We start from the raw sequence: 10,207 nt of genomic DNA on the forward strand, positions 1-10,207 counted from the left end.
CGCACCGGGCGCCGGGCAGGCCGGCCAGGGCGCCCCGGGCCAGGCCGGCAACCAGCGCGGCCTGCCGGGCTTCCCCGGTGCCATGGGCGGCCTCGGCGAGCGCGGGACCGGCCGGCTGCGCGGTATGGGGGGCGGCATGGGCGGTCTGCTCAACGGCAGCAAGGTGAGCGACAAGGCCAAGGCGCTGCTGGAGAAGGACGCGGACGACTACACCTGGGCCGCCGCGGCCATCGGCTCCCAGAACGCCGCGAGCTACCAACTCGCCACCGAGAAGCCGGTGATGGCGATCGGCGGCTTCAACGGGAGCGACCCGTCGCCGACCCTCGCCCAGTTCAAGAAGTACGTCGCGGACGGCAAGGTTCACTACTTCATCGCGGGCGGGCAGGGCAGACAGGGCGGCCCCGGCGGCGGCAAGGGCGGCTCGTCGAAGATCACCTCCTGGGTCGAGAAGACCTTCAAGAAGGTCACGGTCGGCAGCGCCACCTTCTACGACCTGACCAGGAAGGCGTGACCAGGAACGCGTGACCCGGAAGGCGTGACCAGGAGGGCCTGACCCGCACAAAAATCAAATGTACGGCGTATAACCCTCCCTGTACGGTGTAAATCATCCGCTCGCACCGTACAGGGAGCCCGTATGCCCCCCGTGGCCTCCGACGCCACCACCACCCTCCAGTCACCGGGCCGGCACGCCACCCGCTGGCTGATCCTGGCCGTCATCTGCATCGCCCAGCTGACGGTCGTCCTCGACAACACCGTCCTCAATGTCGCCATCCCCTCCCTCACCAAGGAGATGGGTGCGACCACCGCCGACGTCCAGTGGATGATCAACGCCTATTCGCTGGTCCAGTCCGGTCTGCTGCTCACCGCCGGCAATTCCGCCGACCGCTACGGCCGCAAGAAGATGCTCGCCGTCGGCCTGGTGCTGTTCGGCGTCGCCTCGCTCGGCGCCGCCCTCGCCCAGTCGCCCGGTCAGCTGATCGCCGCCCGCGCCGGTATGGGCGTCGGCGGTGCGCTGCTGGTGACCACCACCCTCGCCGTCGTCATGCAGATCTTCGACGACGCGGAGCGCCCCAAGGCCATCGGCATCTGGAGCTCGGTCAACTCCGTCGGCTTCGCCGCCGGCCCGCTGATCGGCGGATCGCTGCTCGACCACTTCTGGTGGGGCTCGCTGTTCCTGGTCAATCTGCCGGTCGCGGTGATAGCGCTGGCGGCCGTCGTCACCCTTGTCCCCGAATCCAAGAGCCGAGGCGGCGAGCTCCCCCAACCTCGAACGAACTCGGCCGGGGGGACCCCCATCGATCTGCTGGGCGCCCTGCTGTCCATGATCGGCATGGTCGGAGCGGTCTTCGCGATCATCTCCGGGCCGCAGTCCGGCTGGCTGTCCGGGCGGGTGCTGATCTCCGCCGCCATCGGCCTGGCCGGCCTCGCCGCCTTCGCCCTGTGGGAGCTGCATGTCCCGCACCCGATGCTGGACATGCACTTCTTCCGCAACCGCCGGTTCATCGGCGCCGTCTCCGGCGGCATCCTCGTCGCCTTCGGCATGGGCGGCTCGATGTTCCTGCTCACCCAGCATCTCCAACTGGTGCTCGGCTACGGCCCGTTGGACGCGGGGCTGCGGATGGCGCCGCTCGCCGTCACCGTCATCCTGATCAACTTCACCGGACTGGGCGTCCGTCTGATGCCCAAGTTCGGCACCCCCGGAATGATCGTCTCGGGGATGTCGCTGCTCGCGGCCGGTCTGGCCGCCATCGCGCTGCTCGGCGGCGACAGCTACGGCGGCATGCTGACCGGTCTGATCGTGATGGGCATCGGTGTCGCGCTCGCCATGCCGGCGATGGCCAACGCCATCATGTCCGCGATCCCGCCGGCCAAGGCCGGAGTGGGGGCCGGCGTCAACGGCACGCTGATGGAGTTCGGCCAGGGCCTCGGCGTCGCCGTACTCGGCGCGGTCCTCAACTCCCGCTTCGTCGCGCTGCTTCCGATGGTCGCGGCGGGCGCCGGTTCGCTGCCCGCGGCGCTCGCCAGGACCCGTACGGACGCGGAACGGACCGCCGTACACGACGCCTTCGCGTCCGGCATCGGCACCAGCCAGCTGGTCGGCGCGGCCGCGGTGTTCCTCGGCGGGCTGATCGCCGCCGTACTGCTGCGCCGGGCCGAGCGCGCCGGTCAGGAGCAGCCGGCGCCGGGTGCGCCGTCCGGCCCGGAACCGGCCGCCGCCGTGGCGGAATAGCATCGGCAGTGCAAGTGATCGTGAACGGTGCGTACGGGCGGTACGTACACCACCCGTACGGGTCGTAGCCCGACGACGCTCAGGGACAGGAAGGGGCGCCATGACAGCGACGGACGGCCGCGCCAGAAGGCGGCCGAACAGCGTCTGGCTGACCGAACGCCCCCCGCTGAAACGGAAGGCGGACCAGCCGGCCGGACTCGACCTCGACAAGATCGTCACGGCGACGGTCCGGCTGCTGGACGCCGAGGGCCTGGCGAAGTTCTCGATGCGCCGGCTCGCCGCCGAGCTGGGCGTCACCGCGATGTCCGTCTACTGGTACGTGGACACCAAGGACGATCTGCTGGAGCTGTCGGTGGACGCGGTGGCCGGCGAGATGACCCTGCCCGACGAGTCGGACGCCGGCGCCGACTGGCGCGACCAGCTGCGTGTCCTCGCCATCGGCTACCGCGACATGCTGCTGCGCCACCCCTGGGCGGCCCGGCTGCTGAGCGAGTTCATCAACATCGGCCCGCATTCGACGGCCTTCTCCAACGCGACCCTGCGGGTGATGCGGCGCACCGGCCTGGACGCGGAGCGCACATCCGGCGCGCTGGCGTCGCTCTTCCACTTCGTCTACGGCTTCGCGACGATCCGGGCCACGCACGAGGCCCGTTGCCGGGCCGCGGGTATCAGCCTGGACGACTACTTCGAGCAGGTCGTCGCCGCGATCTCGGACCGCCCGGAGTTCGCGGAGACGATGGAGCTGTCCATCCGGGCCGCGTACGCCCACCAGGGGCAGAGCGCCGTGGAGATGCTGGACCGGGACTTCGCCTTCGCGCTCGATCTGCAGCTCGCGGGCATCGAGGCGATGCGGGACCGGCCGGGGGCCTGACGGGACGACGGGCGGGGCGTGTCGGCCGCATGGGCCGCAGGGGCCGCATGGGCCGCATGGGCCGCATGGGCCGCAGGCACCGTACGCCCCGGGTCCTCCGTCTCCCCCAGATCACCCCATCGGCAGGCTCTCCCCCTGCACCGCCTGAATGTCCAGCTCGACCTTGAGCGTCGTCCCGATCGCCGCGATGCCGGCCGCCACGACCTGGTTGTAGTTCATCTTGAAGTCCTCGCGGCGCAGCTCGGCGGTGGCGCGGAAGGCGGCGCGCACTCCGCCCCACGGGTCGGGGCCGGTGCCGAGGTAGCTCAGAGCGAGGTCCACCGGCCGTACGACGCCGTGCAGCGAGAGCTCGCCGCGCACCGTCCAGCGGTCCGGGCCGGCCGCCTCCAGGCCGGTGCTGCGGTAGCTGATCTCCGGGAACTCCTCGACGGCGAGGAAGTCCTCGGAGCGCAGATGGCCGTCGCGCATGCCGTTGCCGGTGTCGATGGAGGCGGCCTTGATGACCGCCTCGACACGCGACTTGTTCAGATCCTCGGCGATCTCGATCCGGCCGCTGAACTCGGTGAACCGGCCGTGCACGCTGGAGATCCCCAGGTGCTGGGCGACCGCGGCCACCGTCGAGTGCATCGGGTCGATGGTCCATGCGCCGGGCGGCGGCAGCTCGGCCCCGCCCTGCCGGGCCAGTACGACGCTGCCCACGTCCATCCGGCCGCTCGCCGTCACGATCGCGCTGGAGGCGACCGGGGCGTAGCCGACGGCCGTCACGATGACCGTGTACGGGCCCGCGGGCAGCGGCTGCTCGCTGCGGATGGCGCCTTCCTCGTCCGCCGCCGCGCGCAGCACCTGCGCGCCTGTCATGTCGGTGACGGTCAGTACGGCGTGCTGGACCGCCCAGCCGTCGCGTGTGCGGATCTGCGCCCTTGCGCCCGCAGCTCCCGCGCCCGTCGAAGTCATTGCCTCTCCCGTTTCTTGCCTGGTGGGGGTGCCCCCCTGGTCGAGCGGAGCCGAGAGTTTGGGGGAATGTCGGGTCCGGCGGCGGCGTGCAGGCCGTCCCCTGCCTGTGCGCAGCGCCGCCGCCGGAGCCCTGGGGTCCGGGCCGGGGCGCGTCTCCGCTCAACGCGCGCCCCGGCCCGGGGCTTTGCATCAGAGGCGGNCCCGGGGCTTTGCATCAGAGGCGGCGCCCGATCAATGCGCAACCGACCACGGCCCCTGCCTCGCTCATTCCGTCGTACCCGCACCGGGGTGTGTGAGCTCGACGTCGTAGCCGTCGACCCCGCGTGCGTCGACCGCAAGGCCGGTGGCGACCGGCGGGTAGCCGCTCGCGATGACCGTGTAGTCGCCGGCGTCCAGGTCGGTGAAGGCGTACGCGCCGTCGTCCCCGGTCGTCGAGGTGGCCACGACATTGCCCGCCGCGTCCACCAGCGTCACCCGCGCGTCGGGCAGCGGTCGGCGCTCCGCACCCGCCCGCACGATGCCCTGCACCCGCGCGCCGGACAGCAGCTCGACCTCGATCCGGGTCGTGCCCTGGCCGCCGACCTCGACCGGCAGTGCGGCCGGGCGGTAGTTCGCGGCGTTCACGGCGACGGTGAAGGTCCCGGGCGCCAGCTCGTCGAAGGCGAAGTAGCCCTCGGGGCCGGACTTTCCGGTGGCCAGCACCTCACCGCGGACGTCGGTGACGACGACCATCGCACCGTCGAGGGGCTCGCCGGTGACCGCGCTGCGGACCTGGCCGCCGAGGCCGCTGGTGCCGCTGAGCTGGATGTCGTAGCTGTACGGCTGGTCGCCGACGACGACCGTGGACGCCTGGGGCTGGTGCCCGTCGGCGGCCGCGATCAGCACGTACGAGCCGGCGCCGGGGGCGTTCAGTACATACGAGCCGTTGGCGTGGGCGACCGCGCGGCCCAGCTGACGGCCGCTGAGCGAGATCAGCGTGACCGCGGAGCGCGGGACGGGGTTGCCCTCGCCGTTGCGGACGAAGCCGTGGATCGCGGAGCCGGTCGGGGTGGCATCCCCGCCACCGGCGGACGCGTACGCCGCCAGCGGCTGGGCGGCCGTCGCGGCGGCCGGCTGTGCCCAGGCGGGGGTGTGCGCGGTGTCGTCGGAGTGGTCCGGTGCCGACACGGCGCCCACCAGGGCGGGCTCCCGCTCCTCGACCGGCGACGCGGCGACCTGGGCGGGGACGGCCGATGCCGACGGGTTGGCCGACGTCGACGCCGCGCCCTCCGCGCTCTGGGCCATTCCGCCACGCGTCTTCAACGCGACCTCCTTGATGAACAGGGTGAAGAGGAAGGCGAGCAGCGCGCAGGGCGCCGCGTACAGGAACACATCGCCGACACCGTGGCCGTAGGCGCTCTCCATGACGGTGCGCAGCGGCGCCGGGAGGGAGTCCAGGTCCGGGATGCCGCCGCCGCTGTTGCCGGCGCCGTGGGCGGCTGCCTTGGCGGCCTTGGGGCCGAGGTCGGCCAGACCGTCCTTGACGTAGTGGGTGACGCGGTTGGCGAGCACCGCACCGAGGGCCGAGACGCCCACCGCACCACCGAGGGAGCGGAAGAAGGTCACGACGGACGAGGCGGAGCCGAGGTCCTCGGGAGCCACCTGGTTCTGCGTGGCGAGCACCAGGTTCTGCATCATCATGCCGATGCCCAGACCCATCAGGGCCATGAAGATCGCGATGTGCCAGTACTCGGTGTCGTAGCGGATGGTGCCCAGCAGGCCGAGGCCCGCGGTCACCAGCACACCACCGGCGACCAGCCAGGCCTTCCAGCGGCCGGTCTTGGTGATGATCTGGCCCGAGACGGTCGAGGAGATGAACAGGCCACCGATCATCGGGATCGTCATGACACCGGACATCGTCGGCGACTTGTCGCGCGCCAGCTGGAAGTACTGGCTGAAGAAGACGGTGCCGGAGAACATCGCGATACCGACGAACAGCGAGGCCAGCGAGGCCAGGGTGATCGTCTTGTTGCGGAACAGCCGCAACGGGATGATCGGCTCCTTGGCCCTGGACTCGACGAAGATGAAGATCGCGCCGAGTACGACCGCGCCGCCGACCATCGCGGCGGTCTGCCACGACATCCAGTCGTACTTGTCGCCGGCCAGCGTCACCCACACCAGCAGCAGCGAGACCGCCGCGCTGATGAAGAAGGCGCCCGTCCAGTCGACCTTGACGCCCTCGCGCTTGACGACGGGCAGCTTCAGGGTCTTCTGGAGCACGATCAGCGCGATGATGGCGAACGGCACGCCGACGTAGAAGCACCAGCGCCAGCCGAGCCAGCTGGTGTCGGTGATGACGCCACCGAGCAGCGGGCCGCCGACGGTGGCGACGGCGAAGGTGGCGCCGAGGTAGCCGCTGTAACGACCGCGCTCGCGCGGCGAGATCATCGCGGCCATCACGATCTGGGCCAGGGCGGACAGACCGCCCACGCCTATGCCCTGCACCACGCGGCAGGCGATCAGCATGCCGGTGTTCTGCGAGAGCCCGGCGACGACCGAGCCCGCGACGTAGATGATCAGCGCGAACTGGACCAGCAGCTTCTTGCTGAACAGGTCGGAGAGCTTGCCCCACAGCGGGGTGGTCGCGGTCATCGCCAGCAGCGAGGCGGTGACGACCCAGGTGTAGGCGCTCTGTCCGCCGTCGAGGTCATGAATGATCTCGGGCAGCGCGTTGGACACGATCGTCGACGACAAGATGGCGACGAACATGCCGAGCAGCAGCCCGGAGAGCGCCTCCATGATCTGACGGTGCGTCATGGGGGCCCCGTCGGAGGCGTGGTGACCGCCTCCATGCTTGGCGTGGCCGCCCCGCACACCGGCTGGTGTGGTCGTAGCCATGTAGTTCCTTTTCATCCTGCGGGTGTACGGGTGGTGGAGTCGTGATGCGCCCGGGTGCGGCAGTCGCCGAAGCTCGTACGGAGCCTGGCGAGCAGTTCGATGAGGTGCCCGACGTCGGTGTCGGTCCAGTCGTCCAAGTACCGGGCGAGCGTGGCGGTGTAGCGCGCGGCGAGCTCCTCCAGGAGCTCCTGCCCGCTCGGGGTCAGGCGCAGCAGCCGCGACCGCTTGTCCGCCGGATCGGGCTTCCGCTCGATCCAGCCGCGCTCGGCGACATGCGCGACATGCCGGCTGGTCACCGACATGTCGATCGCGAGCAGCTCGGCGAGCTGGCTCATCCGCATCTCACCGTGCCGGTCGAGAAGGGTGAGCACTCCGGCGGACGCGGGTGGGCAGTCCTGGGGCAGGATCCGGCCCATCTCGCGCTTGACGGCGCCGATGGCGCTGAGTTGCCTGGCCAGCTCCTCGTACTGACTGTGAGCGGCCACAGGCTCCTCCACACATCAATCGCACATCTCATGCCCTGCATCTTTTGTTGCTTGGGGCAACCATAGGCAATGTTGGTTGCTGAAGGCAAACGATTTGGCGGGGGCAGGGGTAAAGGGGGCGAAAAGTCTGGACCGGGGGTTGGTCAATGGGGCCGATGGGCCGTGTAAAGGTGCAGGTCGGAGCCGGGACGGCAGGCCGGGTCGATACCGGTCGGTAGCGGGATACCCCAGACGGCCTGCCCGCGCCCTCGTCCACGCCCCAGGTGCCCGGTCCCCTCTTCGTAGGCGCTTCGCACGCGCCCCAGGGGTGCCCTGCCGTCCCCGGTTCGCTAGGGTCCTTCCCCATGGCGACCAACCCGCAGAACCAGGCCGGCGGCAACTACGACCCGGCGGGCAGCACGCAGATGTTCCGTGCCTTCGTGGACGAGGGCGGCACCCCGCAGGCCGGCAGCCGTCGCGCACCGGCGCCGCAGCAGTCGGCCGGCCCCCGTGTGGGCGTCATCGTCGGCGTGATCGTCGCGATTCTGGTCGTCGCGGGCGCGGCCTGGCTGGCGCTGTCGTAACGAGTCGTTCTGCACCGTCTTTACGTGTCAGGGGCCCGGCATGGCCATGCCGGGCCCCTGACTGTTCGTTCGCCCGCTACGTCACGCGGCCGCTCCTGCTCTCGGCGACCCGCAGGGCGTCCCGCGGCGCTTCACGCGGCGCTTCACACAGCCTGTGGACACAGAAGCGGAGTTCGCCGGCGGTCGCCGCGGTGCCGGCCTGGGTGAGCCGCTTTTCGGGCAGCCGATCCGTCAGCGACACCGGCGGGCGTTGAGCCGGGCGGCCTGGCGCGTCAGGTGGTCGCGCTCGGCGAGGTTGGGCGCCTTCTGGGCCGCCTCGGCGTACAGCCGTGCCGCCGTCGCCAGGTCGCCGTCGCGCTCGTGGAGGTACGCCGCCACCGCGGTGTGGCGGGGCAGTGAGGCGTCCAGTGCCGCGAGCGCCGCCAGGCCGGCGCGCGGTCCGTCGGCCTCGCCGACGGCCACCGCGCGGTTGAGCCGGACGACCGGGCTGTCGGTCAGGCGCGCGAGCTCGTCGTACCACTCGACGATCTGCACCCAGTCGGTCTCCTCGGCGGTGGGCGCGTCGGCGTGGAGTGCCGCGATGGCGGCCTGCGCCTGGAACTCGCCCAGCCGGTCGCGGGCGAGGGCCGCCTGCAGGATCTCGACGCCCTCGGCGATCGACTCGGTGTCCCACCGGCCGCGGTCCTGCTCGGCGAGCGGCACCAGGCTGCCGTCGGGCGCGGTCCGGGCGGCGCGCCGGGCGTGGTGGAGCAGCATGAGGGCGAGCAGCCCCGCCACCTCGGGGTGGTCGACCTGAGCCGCGAGCTGCCGGGTGAGCCGGATGGCCTCGGCGGCGAGGTCGACGTCGCCGGAGTAGCCCTCGTTGAAGACCAAGTAGAGGACGCGCAGCACGGTGGCGACGTCGCCGGGCTGGTCGAACCTTCCCCGAGCTCTCGGCTTCTCCCCCAGCCTTCGGCCGGGAGGTGCCCCCAGAGCAGGGGATACCCCAACGCCGGAGACGGTGCGCTTGGCCCGGCTGATGCGCTGCGCCATGGTCGCCTCGGGCACCAGGTAGGCCCGGGCGATCTGGCGGGTGGTCAGCCCGCCGACGGCGCGCAGCGTGAGCGCGACCGCGGACGACGGCGTCAGCGACGGGTGGGCGCACAGGAAGTAGAGCTGGAGCGTGTCGTCCACCGCGGGCGCGGGCCCGGGCGCCGGCTCCTCGTCGAGGCGGTCCTCACGCCGGCGGCGGGCGGTGTCCGCCCGGGTCGCGTCGAGGAACTTGCGCCAGGCCACGGCGATCAGCCAGCCCTTCGCATCCCGCGGCGGGTCGGCCGGCCAGACGCGGACCGCCTCGACCAGCGCGTCCTGCACGGCGTCCTCGGCCGCAGCGAAGTCGGCTCCGCGGCGGACGAGGACGGTGAGCACGCTCGGTGTGAGGCTCCTGAGCAGAACCTCGTCCATCAATGGAAGGTGCACTCCGTGATGGTGGGCGACGCGGTCAGGAACGGGCGCAGCTCCAGCCACTCGTGGATCGGCTTGCCGCCCGCGCCGGGGGCGGCCGACAGCTCCCCGGCCAGCTCGACGGCGCGCTCGTGGCTGTCGACGTCGATGATCATCCAGCCGGCGATGAGGTCCTTGGTCTCGGCGAACGGTCCGTCGGTGACCGGCGGGCGCCCCTCGCCGTCGTACCGGACCCAGCTCCCCTCGGGGGCGAGCGCCTGACCGTCGACGAACTCGCCGGTCTTCTCGAGCCGGGCGGCGAAGTCGTTCATGTACTGCACGTGGGCCGAGATCTCCTCCGGCGTCCACCGGTCCATCGGCACGTCGTTGACCGCAGCCGGGGCTCCGCGGTAGTGCTTGAGCAGCAAGTACTTGGCCATGATGGTTCTCCTCGGTGCTGGTGCGACCCATTGTGGTCGCGTTCATTGCAGGGACGGAGCCAGCCACGGGTTCTCGACATCGCGGTCCGATTCTTTTTGGCTTTCGTGGATGAGCCCGGGTGCGCCGTCTCGCGGTGTCCGGGTCCACGGCGTGGCGCGAGGGCGATCTGGCGCTGCCCCGAACCCTCGTGTCGTCGAGGAACCTGGACCGAGGAGCACGCCTTCGCGCCGCCGCGGACCAAGCTCAACGCGGACGACCCGACCCAGGCTGATTCTTCTGACGCCCCTAGATGAGTGAGTCCGATGTCTGTGCTGGCCGCGACCATGGTGAAGGGCGCCCGTTGGCTCGTGTGTGACTACCAGCC

At 71.2% G+C, this 10,207-nt stretch carries 10 protein-coding genes; 4 read left to right on the forward strand and 6 right to left on the reverse strand.

The genetic code is table 11. The annotated features are described in order from the left end of the window. The 3 genes from DY245_RS23530 to DY245_RS23540 form a co-directional block, all read left to right on the forward strand. A partial coding sequence (locus DY245_RS23530) for a mannosyltransferase YkcB-related protein (RefSeq protein WP_483409820.1) occupies window positions 1–511 on the forward strand: 511 nt, incomplete at its 5' end. A 123-nt stretch (window positions 512–634) separates the two neighbouring features. Next, window positions 635–2,230, forward strand: coding sequence for an MFS transporter (locus DY245_RS23535; protein WP_128509225.1), 1,596 nt, complete (start codon window positions 635–637; stop codon window positions 2,228–2,230). Between the two features lie 100 nt (window positions 2,231–2,330). After that, on the forward strand, window positions 2,331–3,101 hold the full coding sequence (locus DY245_RS23540; protein ID WP_128509226.1) for a TetR/AcrR family transcriptional regulator: 771 nt from the start codon (window positions 2,331–2,333) through the stop codon (window positions 3,099–3,101). A 111-nt stretch (window positions 3,102–3,212) separates the two neighbouring features. Here DY245_RS23540 and DY245_RS23545 read toward each other — a convergent pair whose 3' ends face one another. From DY245_RS23545 to DY245_RS23555, 3 genes are all read right to left on the reverse strand, one after another. After that, window positions 3,213–4,055 (reverse strand): YceI family protein, encoded by an 843-nt coding sequence (locus DY245_RS23545; protein ID WP_128509227.1) that lies wholly within the window; start codon window positions 4,053–4,055, stop codon window positions 3,213–3,215. Between the two features lie 264 nt (window positions 4,056–4,319). Further along, the gene (locus DY245_RS23550) at window positions 4,320–6,851 is read right to left on the reverse strand and encodes an MFS transporter (protein WP_483409821.1); all 2,532 of its coding nucleotides are present in this window, start codon (window positions 6,849–6,851) and stop codon (window positions 4,320–4,322) included. A gap of 92 nt (window positions 6,852–6,943) precedes the next feature. Next, window positions 6,944–7,417, reverse strand: a complete 474-nt coding sequence (locus tag DY245_RS23555; RefSeq protein WP_128509229.1) for a MarR family winged helix-turn-helix transcriptional regulator — start codon at window positions 7,415–7,417, stop codon at window positions 6,944–6,946. Window positions 7,418–7,761: 344 nt separating this feature from the next. Here DY245_RS23555 and DY245_RS23560 point away from each other — a divergent pair, with 344 nt between their 5' ends. Next, window positions 7,762–7,980 carry a hypothetical protein gene (locus DY245_RS23560; RefSeq protein ID WP_128509230.1) on the forward strand — a complete coding sequence of 73 codons (219 nt, stop codon included), beginning with the start codon at window positions 7,762–7,764 and terminating at the stop codon, window positions 7,978–7,980. Between the two features lie 76 nt (window positions 7,981–8,056). On the opposite strand, the gene DY245_RS44615 is transcribed toward DY245_RS23560, so the two are convergent. Genes DY245_RS44615 through DY245_RS23570 form a run of 3 tightly spaced genes read right to left on the reverse strand, consistent with a single transcriptional unit; the run spans window position 8,057 to window position 9,842 of the window. Next, window positions 8,057–8,221 (reverse strand): hypothetical protein, encoded by a 165-nt coding sequence (locus DY245_RS44615; RefSeq protein WP_181923832.1) that lies wholly within the window; start codon window positions 8,219–8,221, stop codon window positions 8,057–8,059. Then, on the reverse strand, window positions 8,212–9,423 hold the full coding sequence (locus tag DY245_RS23565; RefSeq protein WP_128509231.1) for an RNA polymerase sigma factor: 1,212 nt from the start codon (window positions 9,421–9,423) through the stop codon (window positions 8,212–8,214). Before DY245_RS23565 ends, DY245_RS44615 begins: the two co-directional genes overlap by 10 nt. Further along, on the reverse strand, window positions 9,423–9,842 hold the full coding sequence (locus tag DY245_RS23570; protein WP_128509232.1) for a YciI family protein: 420 nt from the start codon (window positions 9,840–9,842) through the stop codon (window positions 9,423–9,425). Before DY245_RS23570 ends, DY245_RS23565 begins: the two co-directional genes overlap by 1 nt. Window positions 9,843–10,207 lie beyond the last annotated feature (365 nt).

This window comes from Streptomyces inhibens (assembly GCF_003389455.1).
GTDB classification, from domain to species: domain Bacteria; phylum Actinomycetota; class Actinomycetes; order Streptomycetales; family Streptomycetaceae; genus Streptomyces; species Streptomyces inhibens.

Bases quoted from the DNA above. Each gene is read 5' to 3' on its own strand.
- DY245_RS23535 (WP_128509225.1), top strand. From the start codon at position 635: ATGCCCCCCGTGGCCTCCGACGCCACCACCACCCTCCAGTCACCGGGC.
- DY245_RS23540 (WP_128509226.1), top strand. From the start codon at position 2,331: ATGACAGCGACGGACGGCCGCGCCAGAAGGCGGCCGAACAGCGTCTGG.
- DY245_RS23545 (WP_128509227.1), bottom strand. From the start codon at position 4,055: ATGACTTCGACGGGCGCGGGAGCTGCGGGCGCAAGGGCGCAGATCCGC.
- DY245_RS23550 (WP_483409821.1), bottom strand. From the start codon at position 6,851: ATGACGCACCGTCAGATCATGGAGGCGCTCTCCGGGCTGCTGCTCGGC.
- DY245_RS23560 (WP_128509230.1), top strand. From the start codon at position 7,762: ATGGCGACCAACCCGCAGAACCAGGCCGGCGGCAACTACGACCCGGCG.
- DY245_RS23565 (WP_128509231.1), bottom strand. From the start codon at position 9,423: ATGGACGAGGTTCTGCTCAGGAGCCTCACACCGAGCGTGCTCACCGTC.
- DY245_RS23570 (WP_128509232.1), bottom strand. From the start codon at position 9,842: ATGGCCAAGTACTTGCTGCTCAAGCACTACCGCGGAGCCCCGGCTGCG.